Annotated in this window: 15 protein-coding genes; 9 read left to right on the forward strand and 6 right to left on the reverse strand. The window is 33.2% G+C overall.

The window, feature by feature from the left end; all coding sequences use genetic code 11:
* Positions 1-31 precede the first annotated feature (31 nt).
* Complete coding sequence (locus tag ABD941_RS14510; RefSeq protein WP_345274860.1) at positions 32-2,257, reverse strand: RelA/SpoT family protein; 2,226 nt, start codon at positions 2,255-2,257, stop codon at positions 32-34.
* A 72-nt stretch (positions 2,258-2,329) separates the two neighbouring features.
* Entirely contained in the window at positions 2,330-2,902 is a 573-nt protein-coding gene (locus ABD941_RS14515; protein ID WP_345274861.1) for a non-canonical purine NTP diphosphatase, read from the reverse strand.
* Positions 2,903-3,075: 173 nt separating this feature from the next.
* On the opposite strand from ABD941_RS14515, the gene ABD941_RS14520 reads away from it, so the two are divergent.
* Positions 3,076-3,375 (forward strand): HPF/RaiA family ribosome-associated protein, encoded by a 300-nt coding sequence (locus ABD941_RS14520; RefSeq protein WP_345274862.1) that lies wholly within the window; start codon positions 3,076-3,078, stop codon positions 3,373-3,375.
* Positions 3,376-3,483: 108 nt separating this feature from the next.
* Here ABD941_RS14520 and rlmH read toward each other — a convergent pair whose 3' ends face one another.
* Positions 3,484-3,957: a 23S rRNA (pseudouridine(1915)-N(3))-methyltransferase RlmH gene (rlmH, locus tag ABD941_RS14525; protein WP_345274863.1), complete on the reverse strand. Its 474-nt coding sequence runs from the start codon at positions 3,955-3,957 to the stop codon at positions 3,484-3,486.
* 128 nt (positions 3,958-4,085) lie between these two features.
* On the opposite strand from rlmH, the gene nadC reads away from it, so the two are divergent.
* The 3 genes from nadC to priA all read left to right on the forward strand — a co-directional run bounded on the left by nadC (position 4,086) and on the right by priA (position 8,436).
* Entirely contained in the window at positions 4,086-4,946 is an 861-nt protein-coding gene (gene nadC / locus ABD941_RS14530) for a carboxylating nicotinate-nucleotide diphosphorylase (RefSeq protein WP_345274864.1), read from the forward strand.
* A 91-nt stretch (positions 4,947-5,037) separates the two neighbouring features.
* Positions 5,038-5,979, forward strand: coding sequence for a YihY/virulence factor BrkB family protein (locus tag ABD941_RS14535; RefSeq protein ID WP_345274865.1), 942 nt, complete (start codon positions 5,038-5,040; stop codon positions 5,977-5,979).
* A gap of 3 nt (positions 5,980-5,982) precedes the next feature.
* Positions 5,983-8,436 carry a replication restart helicase PriA gene (priA, locus tag ABD941_RS14540; protein WP_345274866.1) on the forward strand — a complete coding sequence of 818 codons (2,454 nt, stop codon included), beginning with the start codon at positions 5,983-5,985 and terminating at the stop codon, positions 8,434-8,436.
* A 97-nt stretch (positions 8,437-8,533) separates the two neighbouring features.
* Here priA and ABD941_RS14545 read toward each other — a convergent pair whose 3' ends face one another.
* Positions 8,534-9,229, reverse strand: coding sequence for a LytR/AlgR family response regulator transcription factor (locus ABD941_RS14545; RefSeq protein ID WP_019388305.1), 696 nt, complete (start codon positions 9,227-9,229; stop codon positions 8,534-8,536).
* A gap of 210 nt (positions 9,230-9,439) precedes the next feature.
* Here ABD941_RS14545 and rpsF point away from each other — a divergent pair, with 210 nt between their 5' ends.
* The 5 genes from rpsF (at position 9,440) to hisS (ending at position 12,657) form a co-directional block, all read left to right on the forward strand.
* A complete protein-coding gene (gene rpsF / locus ABD941_RS14550) occupies positions 9,440-9,778 on the forward strand; it encodes a 30S ribosomal protein S6 (protein WP_345274867.1) in 339 nt (112 codons plus the stop codon).
* The gene (rpsR, locus tag ABD941_RS14555) at positions 9,778-10,077 is read left to right on the forward strand and encodes a 30S ribosomal protein S18 (RefSeq protein WP_345274880.1); all 300 of its coding nucleotides are present in this window, start codon (positions 9,778-9,780) and stop codon (positions 10,075-10,077) included. Before rpsF ends, rpsR begins: the two co-directional genes overlap by 1 nt.
* A gap of 13 nt (positions 10,078-10,090) precedes the next feature.
* Positions 10,091-10,543, forward strand: a complete 453-nt coding sequence (gene rplI / locus ABD941_RS14560; protein ID WP_345274868.1) for a 50S ribosomal protein L9 — start codon at positions 10,091-10,093, stop codon at positions 10,541-10,543.
* A gap of 84 nt (positions 10,544-10,627) precedes the next feature.
* Positions 10,628-11,095: a DUF6495 family protein gene (locus ABD941_RS14565; protein WP_345274869.1), complete on the forward strand. Its 468-nt coding sequence runs from the start codon at positions 10,628-10,630 to the stop codon at positions 11,093-11,095.
* Positions 11,096-11,280: 185 nt separating this feature from the next.
* Positions 11,281-12,657 (forward strand): histidine--tRNA ligase, encoded by a 1,377-nt coding sequence (gene hisS / locus ABD941_RS14570; protein ID WP_345274870.1) that lies wholly within the window; start codon positions 11,281-11,283, stop codon positions 12,655-12,657.
* Between the two features lie 78 nt (positions 12,658-12,735).
* Here hisS and ABD941_RS14575 read toward each other — a convergent pair whose 3' ends face one another.
* The gene (locus ABD941_RS14575) at positions 12,736-15,957 is read right to left on the reverse strand and encodes a LamG-like jellyroll fold domain-containing protein (RefSeq protein ID WP_345274871.1); all 3,222 of its coding nucleotides are present in this window, start codon (positions 15,955-15,957) and stop codon (positions 12,736-12,738) included.
* A 209-nt stretch (positions 15,958-16,166) separates the two neighbouring features.
* Positions 16,167-21,386 (reverse strand): DUF8202 domain-containing protein, encoded by a 5,220-nt coding sequence (locus tag ABD941_RS14580; RefSeq protein ID WP_345274872.1) that lies wholly within the window; start codon positions 21,384-21,386, stop codon positions 16,167-16,169.
* Positions 21,387-21,663: the final 277 nt, after the last annotated feature.

Raw genomic sequence — 21,663 nt, forward strand, 5'->3', positions numbered from 1 at the left:
TTTAGAGAAATAGTATACTTTAAATATGTACTTATACTCTGGTAACCTTATCAATACCATTAATTTTTTTAAGTTTTTCTAAAAGCTTTTTTATGATGGTATTATTTTTCACAACAACATTTATTTTCCCAGAAAACAAGCCATCATGACTTTCGAAACTAATACTCTTCATATTTACATGCATATTTTCTGAAACAATACTGGTTATGTCGTTTACCAAACCAATATGGTCTATACCAGTGAGTATTATTTTTGCAGAAAACTCTTGTTGTGTGGAGTCAATCCACTTTGCGGGCATAATTCTATAGGCATAATTAGATTGTAAGCTTACTGCATTTGGGCAATTGTTTTTGTGCACTTTTAAACCTTCATTAACGGTTAAAAAGCCAAAAACGTTGTCGCCAGGGATTGGGTTGCAACAATTTGATAATTTATAGTCTAATTTTTCTTCTTCCTTATTAAAAACAATCGAGTCGTATTTTAGTGTAACTTCATCTTTTTCTAACTCCTCTTTTTTTATAGGTGTTTTTCTTGAAATTTTATTTTTAATATAACTCATTAAAGCATTGCTTCTTGATGAAGCGTAGCTTTTAAGCATAGTATTATCAATTGAGCCAATCCCAATTCTATAAAATAAATCCAGACTGGTTTTAAGCTTAAAGAAACGAACCATTTCGTTTGTAGACTGCTCATCAAGCGTAATTTTTAGCTGTTTTAATTTACGACGTAAAATTTCTTTACCATCTTCTCCTATAATTTTCCGGTCTTCTTTTAGAGCCGATTTAATTTTACTTCTAGCTCGTGCAGTTGATGCATAATTTAACCAGTTAGGGTTTGGTTTTGCATTTTCTGCAGTTAAAATATCGACTTGATCGCCACTTTTTAACTCATGGCTTAATGGTACTAATTTTCCGTTTACTTTAGCGCCTCGTGTTTTCATACCTACTTCGGTATGAATATTAAAAGCAAAATCTAATGCTGTAGCACCTTTTGGGAGTGATTTTAATTCTCCTGTAGGTGTAAAAACAAAAATTTCTTTGGAGTATAGGTTGAGTTTAAACTGCTCTACAAAATCAACGGCATTGGTTTCAGGGTTCTCAAGCGCTTCTTGAAGTCTGTTTATCCAACTTTCTAAATTGTCTTCTTTTTCGTTGCCTTGTTTGTATTTATAGTGGGCAGCATATCCTTTTTCGGCAATTTCATTCATACGGCTACTACGAATTTGCACTTCTACCCAACGACCTTTTGGTCCCATAACCGTAATGTGTAAAGCTTCATAGCCTGTTCCTTTTGGTGATGAAATCCAGTCACGTAACCTAATAGGGTTAGGCCTAAAATGATCGGTAACTACGGAATAGATTTTCCAAGCTATAAACTTTTCATTTTGAGGGTCATTATCACATTCATAGATAATCCGTATGGCAAACTTATCATAAACTTCATCAAAAGGCACGCCTTGATTAGTCATTTTCCTGCGGATTGAGAAAATAGATTTTGGCCGCCCTTTTATAGTATATTTAAGTTTTTCTTTATCTAAAGAGTTTTTTATAACCTCACTAAATTGGGCAATGTACAAATCTTGTTCCTCCTTACTATCCTTTATTTTATCAAAAATATCATTATAAACATCAGGTTCAGTGTATTTTAATCCTAAATCTTCTAGTTCGGTTTTTATATTATAAAGCCCAATTCTGTGTGCTAAAGGAGCGTAAATATATAGTGTTTCTGAAGCAATTTTAACTTGTTTGTCAGCACGCATCGCATCCATTGTTTGCATGTTATGGAGTCTGTCTGCAATCTTAATTATAATAACCCGTACATCATCATTAAGTGTGAGTAGCATTTTACGGAAATTCTCTGCCTGTAACGATACATCCATATCTTTCTCCTTACTTAAAGAAGATATTTTAGTAAGCCCATCAACAATAGTGGCAATAGTTTTTCCGAATAGTTTTTCTATATCTTCAATGTCGTAATCTGGACTGTCTTCAACCACATCATGAAGAAGTGCTGCTGCAATGGAAGTCGCATCTAAACCAATTTCCTGCGCTACTATTTTAGCAACAGCTATGGGATGGAAAATGTAAGCTTCTCCAGATTTTCTGCGTTGATTTTTATGCCCGTCCAAAGCAATTTCAAAAGCACTACGAATGAGTTTTTTGTCATCTTTAGAAAGTGTTGTGTAGCTAACTTTTAGTAACTCTTTGTAGGCTTTGGCAATGGCTGCATTCTCTTTTTCTATGGCTTCCTCTGTCATAGATTAAAAGTAACATAATCTATACGAACCACCAACCCGAAATTTATTTTTTTATGACTAATTTTTAAAGTACTATGAGTTTAAGAATTCAATAAGTTGAAATATGGCTTTTCCACGATGTCCGATACTGTTTTTAAGTTTTAAGTCCATTTCGGCAAAGGTTATTTTATGGTCTTTTGGTTTAAATATGGGGTCGTAACCAAAACCTTCTTTACCATGTTTTTCCTCAGTGATTTCGCCTTCACAAATACCAGTGAATGTTAATTGCTTTTTGTTAAGCTTTAAGGCAATAACCGTTTTAAATTGTGCTTTTCGGTTTTCAATGGTATTTAATTTTTTCAGTAGTAAATTCATATTATCTTCAGCATTACGTTGTGTCCCAGCATAACGCGCTGAGTATACACCAGGAGCTCCATTTAAAGCATCGACTTCTAATCCAGTATCATCTGCAAAACAATCGTAACCATAATTTTTTTTAATGTATTCTGCTTTTTGAATGGCATTGCCTTCTATAGTGTTTTGTGTTTCTGGAATATCTTCAAAACAACCAATGTCTTTTAGGCTTAGTAGCTTAATATTATGGGGAATTAAAGCTTGTACTTCTTTAAGTTTATTTAAGTTATTGGTGGCAAAAACTAGCTGCATGCGAATATGGATTTTTAATATTCAAAAGTACTATTATATATGTTTATATGAAATAGTTTAGATTTAATAATACAAAGGACGATTTTACAACTATTTTATGACTTTTGTTCTGTGGGGATGTTTAAAAAAATATTATCTTAGAATAAAATTAATAACGTTAAAAAAAGACGAATATGACAGTTAGCATTCAGTATGTAGGTGTAGATGTAAGTGGCACACTATCAGCTTTTACGAAAGAGAAATTAGAGAAATTGTTTAATAGGTATGAGTTTTTAATAAATGCAACCGTACATTTCAAACAGGATGAGAAACAGGACGATATTGGCAAGATTTGTAATATTGAGTTAAGTTTACCAGGACCAAGAATTTTTGCTACATCTAATGAACGTAATTTTGAAGTATCGGTAAGAGAAACAATTAGTGATTTAGAACGTCAGCTTAAAAAGCGAAAGGAAATTTATAAAACACATTAAAAAATAATTGTAGGAAGACTTAGGACCAAAGATGAAAGATGACTAAAAACTAGTTTTTAGTCATCTTTTTATATTTTACAACAACAACTCTACACTAGGACTGAAATCTTATCTGTGATGATAAGGTTCATTTTTTAAAATAGTAAATCCGCGATACAACTGTTCAATAAAAAAGAGACGAATCATTTGATGTGAAAATGTCATTTTAGATAAAGATAGTTTTCCATTTGCCTTTTTGTACATATCTTCAGAAAAACCATAAGGGCCTCCAATAACAAATACCAATTCCTTAATTCCAGAATTCATATACTTTTGTAAGTAAGATGAAAATCCAACAGAATCCATTTGTTTGCCATTTTCGTCTAATAAGATTAAAATAGCATTGGTGTTTAGTTTTTTCAAAATAAGTTCACCTTCCTTTTTATTTTGTTGCACTTCACTTAAATTTTTGCTGTTTTTTATATCAGGAATAATGTCTAAATGGAATTTAATATAATAGCCTAAGCGTTTTGTGTAATCATCAATTAGGCTTGTAAGTTGTTTGTTATCAGTTTTTCCAATGGCAATAAGTTTAATAGTCATAAAAGCAAAATTACTGTTTAGTAGTTATGAATAATGTATTTAAATAACAAAAAATTATAAAATTCGTAAATGTAAAATATAATTTAGTAAATCAATTTCTTATTTTTGTTGCAAACCAAAAATAAATTATGATTACACAAGAGCAATTTGACACGGAAGTTAAGATGATAATTTCTAATGCCATAAGGGAAGATGTTGGAGATGGTGACCATAGTTCGTTAGCTTGTATTCCACATAATGCTAGAGGAAAAGCTAAAATTTTGGTAAAGGACAAAGGTGTTATAGGCGGTGTTAATTTTGCTAAAAAAGTCTTTGCATATGTTGATAAAAATTTAAAATTAGATGTCCGTATTGAAGACGGGACTGAGGTTACTTTTGGCGATGTTGTTATGTACATTGAAGGATCATCGCAATCGATATTAAAAGCTGAGCGCACTGTTTTAAACGCTATGCAACGCATGAGTGCCATTGCTACCAAAACCAGAATGTTTGTTAATTTAATAGATGGCACCAAAACTAGAATTTTAGATACGCGTAAAACAACACCAGGTATTCGTGTGTTGGAAAAATGGGCGGTAAAAATTGGTGGTGGCGAAAATCATAGATTTGCGTTATATGATATGATTATGTTAAAAGACAATCATATAGATTTTGCAGGTGGAATTACCAGAGCTATTGAAACCACAAAGCAATATTTAAAAGAAACAGGAAAGGATTTGAAAATCATGGTGGAAGCCAGAGATTTAATTGAAGTTGAGGAAATTTTAAATAACGATGGTGTTTATAGAATCCTGTTAGACAATTTTGATTATGAAGATACCAGAAAAGCTGTTAAATTAATAGGCGATAAATGTCTTACCGAATCTTCAGGTAACATAAATGAAACAACAATAAGACATTATGCTGAATGTGGTGTAAATTATATTTCTTGTGGCGCCTTAACACATTCTGTACATAATATGGATTTAAGTTTAAAAGCTATAAAGTAATTTATTGAATACTTTATAATAGCTGTTTTATACTTAAAAAGACAATCTTAATTTTAATAGCTTTGCAGTAAATCGTAAATGCAAATTATTAATGACCAAACCTATTGAAGACAAGCTTGAAAAAATCCCTGTGATTAATGTCTTGGTGCGGTTTTTTAAAAGAATAAAATTACCTGGGTTTGAAGGCCTCTCTATATACGACCTTCTTGAAATGTATATTATAGGTATTGTTGAAGGAGCTGTAACAACAAGAGCTAGTGCTATTGCCTTTAGTTTTTTTACAGCTATTTTTCCTTTTTTACTTTTTATTATAATTATAATTCCTGTATTGCCTTTTGATAATTTTCAAACTGAGTTCTTGGCTTTTTTAGATTCTTTTTTACCGCCTCAGACATCAGAATTTTTTAATGAAAATATTTTTAATAATATTAGTACAAGTAAACAAGGGCGTTTACTATCATCAATATTCATTTTATCAATTATCTTAATGACCAATGGAGTTAATGCTGTGTTTTCAGGATTTGAACATTCCTATCATAAACAATTGGTTCGTAACGTGTTTAAGCAATGGTTGTACGCATTGGGAGTTGCTATTATTTTGGCTTTGTTGCTTATTATTACAGTTGGGGTATTTGGGTATTTTCAAATATATATTATTACACCTTTGTATGAAAGTATTAGTGGTAAGCTTATAGATGAGTCCGATTCTGGAATAGCATGGATTCTATTTTCAAAATATGCCTTTTTCATACTAATGGTTTACATAGCAACAGCTACACTTTATTATTTTGGAACAAAAGAAGGTAAGCACTCAAATTTCTTTTCAATTGGTGCTTTATTTACCACTTTTCTAATTATTTTAACATCATATTTGTTTGGTATATATATTGAAAATTTTAGTCAGTATAACAAGCTTTATGGTTCTATTGGAGCTTTACTAATTCTTTTATTCTACTTATGGCTTAATGCCAATATTTTACTTTTAGGTTATGAGTTAAATGCCTCGTTGAACAAACTACGAAAAACATACTAGTTTATGGCATATTTTATTGATGTTATAATACCCATTCCTCTAAAAAAGTTATTTACTTATAGTATAACCGCATCTGAATCTGATTTTTTAAAAGTCGGTATGCGCGTAGCTGTACCTTTTGGGAAATCTAAAATATACACAGGTATTGTTTATAATATACATAATCAGAAACCAAGGGTATATGAGGCTAAAGAGATTCAGCAAATTTTAGATGACAAACCTATTGTAAGTGAAAAACAATTACAGTTATGGCAATGGATAGCTAGTTATTATATGTGTACATTGGGAGATGTTATGCGAGCTGCATTACCAAGTGCTTTTATTTTAGAAAGTGAAACTGTGGTTTCTAAAAATAACTTAAAAAACATTGATGAATCTATTTTAAAAGATGATGAGTTTTTGGTTTTTGAAGCCTTACACCATCAATCGTCTTTAAAGATTCATGATATTTCTAACATTCTTGATAAAAAGAATGTGTTCCCAGTAATTAAAAGACTTATTGAAAAAGAAGCTATTTCGGTTGAGGAGGAGGTTTATGAAAAGTACAAACCAAAATTAGTTAGATATGTAAAATTACATGCTCATTTTTCTTCGGAAAAAGCACTTCAAGAATTGTTGAATGATTTAAGTAGAGCACCAAAGCAACGCGAGGTTATAATGACTTTGTTTTCGGTTTCTGCCACTACAAAAAAGCCTGTGAAAGTTAAGGACTTGGTCAATGTAAGTGGTGCATCTTCATCCATTATAAAAGCACTAATAGGTAAGAATATTCTTGAAGAATATCATATCCAAACAGATCGTGTTCAGTACTCGGGTGATGAAAATGAAGCCACCAAGAATCTTAATGAGTATCAAAAAACAGCTTTAAGTGAAATAAAAACAGCTTTTGAAACTTACCATACGACTTTGCTTCATGGAGTAACATCTTCTGGAAAAACCGAAGTTTATGTAAAGCTTATTGAAGATACTATAAAAGAAGACAAACAAGTTTTATATCTGCTTCCAGAAATAGCCTTAACTACCCAATTGGTTAGTAGGCTTCAGAATTACTTTGGAGAACAGGTGGCTGTTTTTCATTCTAAATATTCAGTCCATGAGCGTGTTGAGGTTTGGAATAACGTTTTGCATAAGTCCCCAAAAGCAAAAATAGTATTGGGAGCACGTTCATCTATTTTTTTACCTTTTAATAACTTAGGCTTAATTATTGTTGATGAAGAGCATGAGCAATCTTTCAAACAATTTGATCCAGCACCACGTTATCACGCACGGGACACAGCAATTGTATTAGCGCATATGCACAGTGCAAAAACTCTTTTAGGCTCTGCTACGCCAAGTTTAGAAAGTTATTTTAATGCCAAGCAAAATAAATATGGACTTGTAGAAATAACAAAGCGATATAATGATGTTTTGATGCCGGATATTGAATTGGTGGATATTAAAGATAAGCTTAAAAAGAAATGCATGAAAGGACATTTTAGCGATAGGCTTATTGAAGACATGACCGAAACGCTTAAAGTAGGACATCAAATAATTTTATTTCAAAACAGACGTGGGTTTTCGCCAATTATAGAGTGCAAAACCTGTGGGCATTCACCACAGTGCCCTAACTGCGATGTGAGTTTAACCTATCATCAATACAGGAACCAATTACGCTGCCATTATTGCGGTTATAATTCTGCAATGATGCAAGACTGTGTGGCTTGTGGAAGTCAAGATTTAGATAACAAAGGTTTTGGTACAGAACAAATTGAAGAAGAAGTAAAACTGCTATTTCCAGATTATAAAGTGGCGAGAATGGATTTGGATACCACCCGTGGAAAATATGGCTATGAAAAAATAATCACAGCTTTAGAGCAGCGCGACATTGATATTTTGGTTGGCACACAAATGCTAACGAAGGGGTTGGATTTTAGAAATGTAAAGTTGGTGGGTATTATGAATGCTGATAATATGCTAAACTTCCCTGATTTTAGAGCACACGAGCGCAGTTTTCAACTCATGTTACAAGTGTCGGGTAGGGCAGGGCGTACTGAAGAACGTGGTAAAGTATTGATTCAGACCTACAATCCACATCATAATATATTGCAACAAGTATCTACCAATAGTTATATGGATATGTTTAATGAGCAAATGAATGATCGGTATAATTTTAAATACCCTCCAGTGTTTAAGCAAATAAAAATCACATTAAAACATAAGGATTATAGTCGGGTAGAAACAGCTTCGATTTGGTACGCTAAATCGTTAAGGCAACTATTTAAAGATTATGTATTAGGTCCAGAATCACCACCAATAGCTAGAATTAGAAATCAATTTCATAAAAATATTTTAGTAAAAATTCCAAAGCAACAATCGTTACCAAAAACAAAAGAAGCTATTATTAAAATTAATAATAGCTTCCAGAGTATAAAAGATTTTCGGTCGGTTAAAGTAATTTTAAATGTCGATAACTTTTAGTAAAACACATCAAATGAAAGTCAACAGACGTACATAAGTTGTGTTTGTTGGATTAATACCGCTACAAGAGCGGTATTATTTAATTTAGTTTATGCTTTTAAATATTATTTAGAGCATCAACAAGTTGAGTCTTTTTGTTTCTACTTAAAGGTATTTCATAAGCACCAACTTCAACATTTTTACTGTTAAATCTGTCAATTTTATCAAGATTTACAATATATGATTTATGGATTCTTAAAAATTTACCTTCAGGTAATTCAGCTTCAAAAGATTTCATTGTAGATAATACTACTAAGCTGTTTTCTTCTGTAACAAGTTTTACATAATCACCAAGGGCTTCAATCCACTTAATGTCCTTAATATAAACTTTACGTTTTTTAAGGTTACTCTTTACAAAAATATGCTCGCCTTCTTCCTCGTTAAAGTCTAAAGTCAGTCTATGCTGCTCTAAGGCTTTATCTACAGAGGTATTAAAACGTTCTCTTGTAATGGGTTTATGCAAGTAATCGGTAGCGTCGTAATTAAATGCTTTAAAAGCATATTCGGTTTTACCGGTTACAAAAATAATTTGGGGTTTGTTGTTTAATACGTCTAAAAGTTCAAATCCATTTAGCACTGGCATTTCAATGTCTAAAAAAATTAAGTCTACTTGATGCGTATTTAAACCATTTTTAGTTTCTAAAGCACTACTGTACTCTGCAATTAAGTTGAGAGAGGGGTGATTCTCTACTAACTTAACAATAGAGAGACGTTGTATTGCTGAATCGTCTACTACTACACAGTTTAAAGTCATAACATTTTATATTATTTCGGTTAAGATATCGACAATAGTACAAAAAATTCGGCTAAAAACCAAAAATCATCGGTAAACTGCTTAATTTAACATAATTTTAACACTTTTTGTTTACCATGGTTTGTGTTCAAAATTTGGCCTTATAATATTGTGTAATATATAGAAATTAATTATTTTTGCAGCCAATTTTTAACAATAAAAACGATTTTTATGAATCATTATGAAACTGTTTTCATCTTAAATCCCGTTTTATCTGAAGATCAGATAAAGGAAACAGTAAAGAAATATGAAGATTTTCTTGTTTCTAACGGCGCTAAGATGGTATCAAAAGAAGATTGGGGGCTAAAAAAGTTAGCTTATCCAATACAAAACAAAAAAAGTGGATTTTATCACTTATTTGAATATCAGGTAGCTGGTGAGGTTATTAACCCATTAGAAGTGGAATTTGGACGTGATGAGCGTTTTATGCGTCATTTAACGGTTGCTTTAGATAAGCATGCCATTTCTTGGGCAGAGAGAAGAAGAGATAAACTTAAACAAAAAGCTTAATTATGTCATCAATAGAACAACAGTCAAAAGGAAAAAAAGACGGTGAAATTAGATATTTAACGCCTTTAAATATTGATACAAACAAGAAAGCTAAATATTGTATGTTTCAAAAATCTGGAATCAAGTATGTTGATTACAAAGATCCAGATTTCTTAATGCGTTTTATAAACGAGCAAGGTAAAATTTTACCACGTCGTTTAACAGGAACATCATTAAAGTATCAAAGAAAAGTTGCTGTAGCTGTAAAACGAGCACGTCACTTAGCTTTAATGCCTTATGTAGCAGATTTATTAAAATAAAATACCGATAACAATGGAACTTATATTAAAACAAGACGTTGAAAATTTAGGATTTAAAGACGATGTTGTAACGGTTAAGAACGGTTATGGTAGAAACTTTTTAATTCCTCAAGGGCAAGCTATATTAGCTACGGTTTCTGCAAAGAAAGTTTTAGCAGAAAACTTAAAGCAACGCGCTTTTAAAGAAAAGAAAATAGTTGATGATGCTAATAATATTGCTGAAGCAATTAAAGCATTAGAAATTAAGATAGCATCTAAAGTGGGGTCAGGTGACAAATTATTTGGATCTGTAAACAATATTGATTTAGCTGCTGCTTTAGAAAAAGAAGGACAAGCAATAGATAAAAAATTCATCACAGTAGCTGGTGGAAATGTTAAACGTTTAGGTAAATATAATGCCGTAATACGTTTACACAGAGAAGTATCTGTTGATTTACCATTTGAAGTTATTGCTCAAGCAAACTAATTTCAAATTTTAAAAAATTACTAAGCCGTTTAGATATCCTCTAAACGGTTTTTTTGTTGAAAACTAATTTTATATTCAAATAAAATGAAATACAGCAGACTTACCAAAGAACAGTTTGAGGAATTACATCAAGAATTTATTAATTTTTTAGCAACCCAGTCTATAACTCATGACGAGTGGACCAATTTAAAAGCGAACAAACCAGATCTAGCAGAAATGGAATTGGATGTGTTTAGTGATTTAATCTGGGAAGGCGCTTTAAATAAAGCTGGATATTTAGAACATATTTCTGCAAAGCATATGTATCTCTTTCAGTTAGGTGAAGATAAAATGCATGCTATTGTTATTAATATTAAAAACGATGTGGATATAACAACTAAAGAAGGCTACAATTGGTTAAGGGAAAATTTAATGGATGAAAATATTGAATTTTTACAGGCTGATAAAGAGTATACCGATGATAAAAACTTAGATAAGTTTAGAATGATAGAACAAGGTGCCGTCATTACAAAAGGCGATTTATACATCTATTTTGATAATCTGATTAATTAAGTTTTAATAATCCTGCAACTTGTTATGAACAGGTTTCAGTAAGAGAGGAATCTATTTTCAATTAAAACTATTATTTTTGTCATTCCTCATCATACAATTGTTTCAGTATTATCATGATGTGGAATCTATATTGAAGAGAAACATTTAATAATTTTAAAAAGATACTTGCTTTTGCAGGTAATATTATGGCTCAAAAACCAAGCATTCCAAAAGGCACCAGAGATTTTAATCCAGAGCAAGTCGCAAAGCGAAACTATATTTTTAATACCATTCGTGGTGCTTTTGAAACCTTTGGATTTCAGCCTATTGAAACTCCGAGTTTTGAGAATTCGGATACCTTAATGGGGAAATATGGTGATGAAGGGGATCGTTTGATTTTTAAGATTTTGAATTCTGGGGATTATTTATCAAAAGCTAATGGACAAGCTTATACTGAAAAGAATTCTAATAAGTTAACATCTTCAATATCCGATAAAGCGCTTCGTTACGATTTAACTGTGCCTTTTGCTCGCTATGTTGTACAACATCAGAACGACATAGAATTTCCGTTTAAACGTTACCAAATCCAGCCGGTTTGGCGTGCAGATAGACCACAAAAGGGACGTTTTAGAGAGTTTTATCAGTGTGATGCCGATGTGGTTGGAAGTAAATCGCTTTGGCAAGAAGTCGAGTTTATTCAATTATATGACAGGGTTTTTTCAGCATTAAACTTAGAAGGGGTTACCATAAAAATCAATAACAGAAAAATACTTTCAGGTATTGCAGAGGTTATTGGAGCAAGTGACAAATTGATTGATTTCACAGTTGCTTTAGATAAGTTGGATAAAATAGGCGAGGAGAAGGTAAAGGCGGAAATGCTATCTAAAGGTATTTCGGAAGTTGGTATTTCTAAATTACAACCTCTATTTACATTGTCGGGTTCTTTTGAATCGCAAATAAAAAGTTTAAAAAATATTCTAAACACATCTGAAGAGGGGCAAAAAGGTATTGAGGAATTAGCCTTTATAAATAATGCTATTAGTGAATTAGGTTTATCGACAACAGTCTTACAATTAGACGTTACATTGGCTCGTGGATTGAACTACTATACAGGTGCTATTTTTGAAGTCGCTGCTCCAAAAACAGTAAAGATGGGTTCTATTGGCGGAGGTGGTCGTTACGACGACTTAACAGGTATTTTTGGAATGAAACATGTTAGTGGTGTTGGTATAAGTTTTGGATTGGATAGAATTTATTTAGTGCTTGAAGAATTGGACTTGTTTCCAGAAACGGTTAGTAAGAATGTTGAAGCCTTATTTATAAATTTTGGTGATAAAGAAGCCTTGTTTAGCCTAAAAGCGATTAAGCAATTACGTTTACAAGGGATTCATGCCGAATTGTATCCCGATGCTGCTAAAATGAAAAAACAAATGAACCATGCTAATAAGCGAGCTATTCCGTTTGTGGTGTTGGTTGGTGATCAAGAAATAGCATCTAATACCTATACGCTAAAGCAGATGATTTCTGGAACGCAAGATACAGTAACATTAGAAGCTTTGATTTCTATAATAAAAAAGTCCTGAACGTCAATTCAGGACTTGAAGTAAGTTAAGTAAAAAGTAGATTTGGGGATCTGATTAACTAAAAACTAACTCAACTAACTATTTTATTAATACTTTTTTAGAAACGATTCCGTATTCAGTTTCGATTTTTATAATATAATTACCCGCTTTAATTTGGCTAGCATTATATTTTAAATGCTTGTCATTAGCGTTTATTTCAAATTTAAATAAGGATTGCCCAAGTATGTTAAACATTTCAACAGACTCAATCATTTCTGAATTAGGGTTATTGATAACAATACTATTTTTTTCATTAGAGAAATACACTTCAATCTGTAAATTATCAATGTCTTTAACAGTCAATGTTTGCGATTTAGAAAAGGTGATTTCAAAACGATCTAAATAATGTCCAGCTTCTAAGTAAGTTTCGTAGTGGTTTTGTTTTAAATCTTGATAAATACTTAATTCTTTATCATGTAAATAGATTTTTAAGCTTTCAGGTGTGTTTTCTAATTTATCAATGGTAATACTGTTATAGCCAGGTTTTTTTGTGTGAATACCTATTGGAATAATAGTTTGCTCATTAATGTCATTAATACCTTGAATGGTAAATTTTCCATTATTAATCATCCAATACATGTCATCTTCTTGAGTGTCAATATATTTTGAGTCATAACCCCAGTCATAGCCAGCGGTACAATTTGGGTCTACAGTAATTAGTATTTGTCTGTGTAAGGTGTTTATGGAGTTAAAACCAAGTCTTAATTTCATTCTGGTATCCAGACTTTTATCTGAATTTGTTGTATTTGATTTTTTAGTTTTTGTTGATTTGGTAAATACAGAATTGCTGCCATCTTCGGTTTGAAATACACGCTGACCATTATTAAATTGTATGGTACCTCCAGTTTCGGCAGTAACAAAAAAGCCTTGTGCAACAGGTATATAGCGTCCTGGTGTTTTGGTAGGTGTTCCTCCTGTACCTACATCTGGGTCGTTTGTTCCTTTTGAAGCTGCTGGTACACCACCGGCCAATGAATAAGTGGCATATCCACCTTGATATTCAGCTAATACGTGTGAGCCTCCACCCCAATGTTCCCAGAAATATAATGTTCCATTTATATTTGGGCCAACGTCAGCATCAGCAATAGTTGGACCATTATCTGTAATAAATTGATGTGCATCTATAGCGGAAGGGTAAGGGTTACCAACTAAGTAATCATTACCCGCACTAATGGTTAAATTAATGTTTCCATTATTTGGTTTACCTCTAAGCACATAGTTTTGAGGTGTGCTGATTGAACCTGTGCCAGGGCCTTTCATGGTAAAACCTTCACCAATAAGTAATGAGCCAGTACTGCGTACATGTTGCCATGAAGCATAATTATCACTTAGTTTGTTGGCGAATTTCCAAATCCAATAATCAGAGATTTGAATAGGAGATGGTATGCCATTGTATCCGGATGTTAAAAAGGATACATTGGTAAAAATATCTGGTAAGCTATAACTGTTATTGTTGGTTGAGTTATTAGGCATTCCGACCGGTGATGACCAATAATTGTAAGTATAAGTGTCGGCAGTTCCTTGTTGGTCTTTTTCTAAGGTTCCAGAACTTGTGGGGTCTAAAGTACTATCTTCAGTTTGAATTAATTGCGACTCGCCTTCTAAATCAATATCGCCATCAAGTTTTAAATACCAAGAATTAAATAAACCAGAATCGCCATTAACTTCCAGTTTGCTTCCGCTATCAACAATTAATCCAATGGTTCTTGTATTTGTGTTTACTTGCATGTTGCCTTTAATTTGAACAATAGCAGATTCAGGAGGGTTACTGCAAATAGCCCATACATCTCCATGAACCCAATTGCTTGAACTGGTCCAATTGCCGTCGCAAGATGATGTTGTGGTATATGGCAAAGGAGCCGTGTATTCTTGATACGTTCTCATATTATTGAGTTTACCATCTACATTGGTATTGGAATCATCAGGTGTGTATCCTGTCTCAATAACTCCCATTTTATAATAGAGCTCTAAATCGTTCCATGATAAACCTTCTATATCTTTTGGAATAACAGTGCCTCTAACATTACCAGAATTATTTTCAATTTCTTGATTTATTTGTTTTTGTAATTGGTCTTCAGTTAAAGCTTTGTTATAAACTCGAGTTTCATAAATAGAACCTTCAAAATAATTATTGTCTAACTCTGTATTTCTGCCAATTTCAAAATCATGGTCAGAATTCCAAGTGGATTCGTTATTAAGTGTAGTGCCTACTAATGAAGCATCGGTATAGGACCAAACATTGTTTCCATTGAGATATAGATCAATAGATCCAGTATTACCATCATATTTTACTGTGACATGATACCAAAGGTTAGTACTCAATAGAGTATTTATTGAATTTGTACTAGAGGTGCTAATGGAATTATTGGTTCTAACAAATGCATTTATATGTTTATTTGAATCTACATAGAGCCTAAAGTTGCGTTGTCCCATAATTTCACCGCCGTCGGATCCGTTATCTAATTTAATCCAAGACATCATGGTCGTTTCTAATTTGCCACCTAAAAATGCTGATCGGTTTATATAATCATTTGTGCCATCAAAATCTAGAGTTTGTGGTATGCAAAAACTAAAATTACCTAAACCTGAACCGTGTACTGCATAATTTGAACATGTTGAACAGTTTTGCCATAAAAAAGTAACGCTGGTTATGTAGTCTGGGTCTAAAAAGTTAACACCAACCATGGCATTTGTACCACTTGTTGAAGGCGCATTGGCATCTACTACTCCAGTTGTATTATTTACAGTATATGAAGGTGTTGCCGAACTCGTAAATGTTGGATAAATAGTATCGCCATTAGTTGTTTGCGCTGTTATGGTGTACATGTCTCCATTTGTTCCATTTGAATTTACATGTGATAGATCAAATGATAAGGCATAAATTGGAGAGCTAAATGTAATGGTACAGGTAATTCCCGTTGCATTAAATCCATTAGTTTTAATATCTAAACTTTCAGTGGTTGAACCCGTTGCCGAAGTACCAACTTTTGGTGTTTGGCTACCTCCCCAGCTTCCTAGGGTGCTAGTTTCTCCTGTAAAGGTTACGGTAAAGTCTATACCTGAATCATCAACATTATTAAATGTATTTGATAAGGCACCAGCTGATAACCAGTTGAATTCATTTGATGCAACGGGTGTTGATGACCAATCTAGTGTGAAGTTTTCTCCACAGCTTGGGGGGGCGTGTAGTTGAGCTGTACTTTTTATTGTAAAAAGTATAAATGCAAATACCCATACAGAGTTTACAGTAAGTTTTTTCATAAATAGGTTATTTAGTTTGGGACTAAATATTTGCTCATCAAATAGTATTGATTAACAATATGTAGGACAAATATACACTTTTATTTTGGATAAACACGATAAAGTGTGTTAAAAATACGATTAAGTGTATAATAATAAAGCCTTGAATGAAATTCAAGGCTTTATTAAAGCATGATTAATATTGTAAATAGAATAGAATTTAGGTAATATTAATGTATTTGTACTTTTTTAGAAATGATACTGTTTTCTGATTTTAATTTAATGATATAAATTCCTGTATGAATTTGTTTTTTACTTATTTCTAAATAGTTTTCATTAGAATTTATATTGGATTCTAAAACTAATTGCCCTAAAATACTATACATTTTTATAGATTGTATGTGCTTTAAGGTTGGATTATTAATAATAATACGTTCTTTTTCATTAGAATAATAAACCTCTAAATTGTCATTTAATACGTCATCGGTACTTAGTAATTGAGGATTTGAAAATGTTATTTCAAAACGGTCTTGATACTCACCTGAATCTAAAGATAATTGATAGCTACTTTCGTTCAAATTATGGTAAACGTTAAGTTCTTTGTCATGTATATAAATATCTAAATCACTTACATTTTCAAGTTTATCAATTCTTATAGTAGCAAGGCCATTCTTAGCTATTTTCATGCCTAATGGTAATATTTGATCAGGGTTGAAATTGTTAACGGCTTGAATAACTAAATTTTCAGGTCCTAATTTCCAATACATATCTTCTTTATTGGATTCGTTTAAAGGGCCATCATACCCCAAATCAAAATCGTTAGATGCATTTTGATCTACACCAACTAATAGTTGTCTGTGGTATCCTTTAGGAGAATCAAACATTAGTCTTATTTTTTGTCTAGTGTCTACTGCTTTACTCTTGATTACATTACCTTTTTTTGTGGATTTTGTAAATACGGAACCTGTGTTGTCTACTGTAACTTCTTCTTTTTGAAAAACTCTTTGGCTATTTTTAAAAAGAATAGTACCACCATCTACTGGGCTAACATTACCGGTAACATCGGTATCTAAAATAGCTGACACAAAAAAGCCTTGGCCAACAGGAATATAGCGTTCTGGTTCTTTTGTTCCAGAGCCTCCTGCTGCAGAATTAATTCTAACATCATTATTTACTGCAACTGCACCACCCATTAAGGTGTAGGTTGCATAGCCACCTTCGTATTCTGCTAGTTTATGTGTATTGTCTGAAAAATGATCCCAGAAATATAAAACACCATTGATGACATTGTCAGTGTTACCCGCTTTACCGCCATCTGCAGCACTTATGTTGTCTTTTATAAATTCATCTGCATCAAGGGCAGAAGGATATGGATTTCCTATTAGGTAGTCACTTCCAGCTGCTATTGATAAGGAAAAATCGCCATTATTTGGTTGTCCTTGAAGTATGTAGTTTTGATCTGTTGTTACGGTGCCTGGTCCTTTCATAGTAAAGCCTTGACCTACTAATAATGACCCCGTACTTCTTACATGTTGCCATAGGGAGTATGTGTCTGCAGTTAAATTGGCATATTTCCAAATCCAATAGTCTGCATTTGCAGGTGCTGTAGTACCATTGTACCCTGAGGTTAAAAAGCTTACGTTATTAATTATATCGGGTAGTGTATAGCTACCGTTACTTGTTGGAGCTACTGGCGAACACCAATAGTTATAAATATAAGTACTTGATGTGCCTTGTTGGTCTCTTTCTAAAGTACCAGTACTTGTGGTATCAAAATCACTGTCTGTAGTTTGAATTAATTGAGATTCTCCCTCTAAATCAAGTGTTCCATCTATTTTTAAATAATGGGATACTGTAAGTGCATTACCTTCACCAGCTGAGGTATCACCAACAACTTCCAAATCTCCACCGCTATTTATCATTAATCCTAATACCGTTCTATTATCATTATTTGCAGCAGGAATAAGAGATGTATCTTTATTTTCCATGGTAACAGCATGATTAATTTGTACAATGTTATAATCAATAGTTTCTTCTTGAACAAGATAGGTGTCTACACCAGGTAGGTATTGCACATCACCATTTACCCAGGTAGCAGAGGTGTCCCAAGCACCATCTTGTGTTGATACATAAGGTAGTGGTGCTGTTTGTGTATCAATACCATCAAAATTTATCATGGAAGCATCGTTGCCACTATTTGATTCGTCTTTAATACTCCCAAAGACTTGAGTACTCATAGGGTAGTAGGCAATTAAATTATTCCAGGGAATTGGTACTATTTCATTTTTGGTAATGGATGTTGGTATAACTTTGCCATCTGCATAGTCGGTTCCTAAAATATTGTTTTTTTCTATTTCTTGATTTATTATATATCGTATTTGATCTGATGATAGCGCAACATTCCAAACACGAACTTCATCTATATTACCTTTGGCCCGTTGTTGTCGTTTTATATGATGGGCGGCACCTATCATAAAGTGTGCATCAGATGGTGTGTCTATTGGATCTAATGTGTCATCTGTATCTTCAAGAATACCATCGATATATAGCCTAGTTGTGCCAAGGAGGCCTTCAGATGAATTATAGGTCGCAGCAATATGATGCCACTCGTTCCAAGGAATCGTAGCATCAGTTTGCATAATATTATTTGTAGCATCAACAGGGTCTCTCCATACCATTCTAAACTGCCCTGTTGAATTAATCCTAAAGGCATAGCCATGCGTATAAGTTTCTGATGGTGGACCTGGGGCTTCATGAAAATAATTACGTTTAGAAACGATATCCATTTTTAAGGAATCGCGTCTAACCCAGGCACTAATGGTATAGTCCATATTGGCTAAGTCATTTACATCACCAGCTGTTAAATAGGAATCTGATCCATCAAAAAACACAGATCGATCTCCTAGGTCAATTTCAGTAGTTGAACCAAAAGTGATAAATTTAGTGCCTTCAAAATAGAAATCCACTTCTAATTCTGATCCAACATCTTCCATAGTAGCAGAGGTTACATTTGTTGTAAATGAAGCATCATCTGCAACAATCATAACATAATCTTCTCCTCCAGCATTAGTTCCAGACACCATAGATTCTGGAATAGATAATTTTATAGTAGGCACAGAATCTGTAACAACCATTTTCCATTTTTGTGTAATTGGTGTTACACTAGCGTTACTTGTAATACTTGTGCCAGCACTAAAGTCTTTTGTGATATCGGCTGCAGTTGAAGTTCCACCATCATCATGACCCCACATTAAAAAGGTTTTGTCTGCAAAAAAGGTATTGGTATTTAAGCTATTATTAGTTGCAATGTCCTTAATACCAACAGTAATATCATTAGTTGTATTTATAGTTTTTGATTGCTTTTGGTTTAACTCTGAAGTGTCGTCACGCCCAATACCAGTAACATTATAGTTAAAGGCAGCAGCATCGTCTGATTGATCCCATATTATGGTGTTATCAGAATCTACATAATCTTGGGATGTACCATTTACACCAATTGTTATTCCGTATTTTATACCTAAATAGGATTCTATTTGCCATCTTTCAGCTTGTGGTACTTTATAATTATAGACAATCATTTCTGCAATACCACCATCCCATCGGGTTGAAGAGGATGATAGGTCGGCTCCAATACCAGCGGTAAAATTTCCGGAAAGTGTATTTGCATTGGTATTAACACCTGGTACAGTTTGTAAATTACCATTTATAAGTAATCTACTTTTATCTGCTGCTAAATGTCTGTAATTAATCAAGTATGGTGTTCCACTAGTAGTTGCGGTTAAATCATTACTGACTACACCAGATGTAGATGAAGCACTATCCGTATAACTCCCTTGAAATGTAGTTGCAGCCGTTTGCTCTACATAAACAGAACCATTAGCAGCATTATCTAAGTCTATTAAGCTTTTTGTTGAACTATATGTCCCTTCTGCAACAGCAAAAATGGTAATTTCATCATTGGTAGCAGTGCTAGCAGCCATTTCATGGCTGGTACCATCAAAATCTACGGTTGGATTAAAGTTTATAGTGTTGTCTTTAAATATGGGTTTGTTAACTCCTGTTGTTTGAGTGGCATCATTAGTGTTGACTGTGTTATCTAACCAATTTAAAACTTGGTCATTATTTACAGCAGCAACACTTGCAGCTTGCTCTACACCAGTATCGGCTTTTAACCATAGTTCTAAATTGGTGGTAATACCTCCAGGGCCTACAGTTTGTGTTGGTGAGGTAGCAAAATCTATTATCTGTAATTCATTGCCAACTGTTGCACCGCTACCACCAACTCTTGCAGACCAATACTCGGCTTGTGTCAATGTATTTATTTTATAGTTTCTCCATCCTCTACCGTAACCTTGCCCAGTACCACTATGATATGTTGAACCAACAATCATAGATTGACTCACGTCAGTTAAGCCTGCAGATGTAATATCAACTGTAGCATTGCCTACTGTAGCATCAGAAAATCTGGTTACAGTAACATCGCTGTTATTTAAAATATGTACAAAATGTCTGTTAGTGCCATCAGAATCATGAGCGGTATGAAACGTCCAGTCTACACTTCTGTCATCACTACCTTTGTTTGTTGACGGCCAGTTATCACCGTGGGCATCATTAGATCCGCCTGTTGCGGTATCGCCTCTATGTTGTGAGAAAATTATTGAGTTAGCCCAATCGCTAACATCAGTTGCTGTTCCAGAAGATCCATCAGAATCATCATTTAATGTAATTGTACCTGTTTCTGCACTTACATTTCCAGAATCGCCATGTAGAACGGTCCAGTTTGATCCTGTAAATTCCACTAATGTTATATATACTCTAACGTTAGGGGTGTTAGTTCCTCCTTTTTCCACTCTTAGGTTGGTACTACTTGTTAAATAGGCAATGGCAGTTCCAGAATCTGCATTATCAGTTGCAGAATCATTCATAATTCCTGTTATAAAAGGAATACATTTGTCTTTATTTGTTATACTAGCAGAAATAAGTTCGTCCGAAGTATAAGTACCTCCATTTAAGTCAACCGCAAAACGCTCTCTTACAATAAATTCATTATTACCTCCAACTGTACCTGTATACTCCCAAAGCGTAGTATTAAATCGTGTAGTTTCTAATTGTGAACCAGCCTCGCGATAATATGTAATCGTATTTCCAGCTGTTAAAACGCGAGCGCCTGCCATATCATCACCTTCTCTAACGGCAGTAGAGCCGCTTGGTCCTCCGTGTGTTTTTCTGTTATTTGATGGTAAAGCAAAGGCGCTAGCTGTAGAAGTAACAGCGGTAAAACCTGTAGTGATGTTAGTCACTTCAGCGTATCCACTAGCTTCAGCAGTTCCATCATTGGCAACATCATCTTGGACTTCTTGTATTCTGAAATCTTGTGCTGTTGAGAGCGCACAAACACTTAAAAATATTCCTAATAGAATATAGTTTGAAAGCGTAGAAACCTTTTTCATAGGTGGTTAAATTTTTAGTTTGGGGACTAATTATTTACGCAAACATAGAGTAAAGGTCTATGAAATGCAAAAAAAATCGATGAAATACATATATTTAAAAATATAATTTTTGTAAAAATTAATAACTATCTCATTATCAATTTATTATGATTTTTTTGTTTTTTTTAAAATTTAGTACCAATTGAGATTAAATTAATAGTTTGGAAATGACAACAATACACATGTAAGTTTTAGATGATAAAATTAGTATAGATTTAAATAAAAGGTCATTTTAATA

Origin of the sequence: Flaviramulus aquimarinus (genome assembly GCF_039543205.1) — a bacterium.
GTDB lineage: Bacteria > Bacteroidota > Bacteroidia > Flavobacteriales > Flavobacteriaceae > Flaviramulus_B > Flaviramulus_B aquimarinus.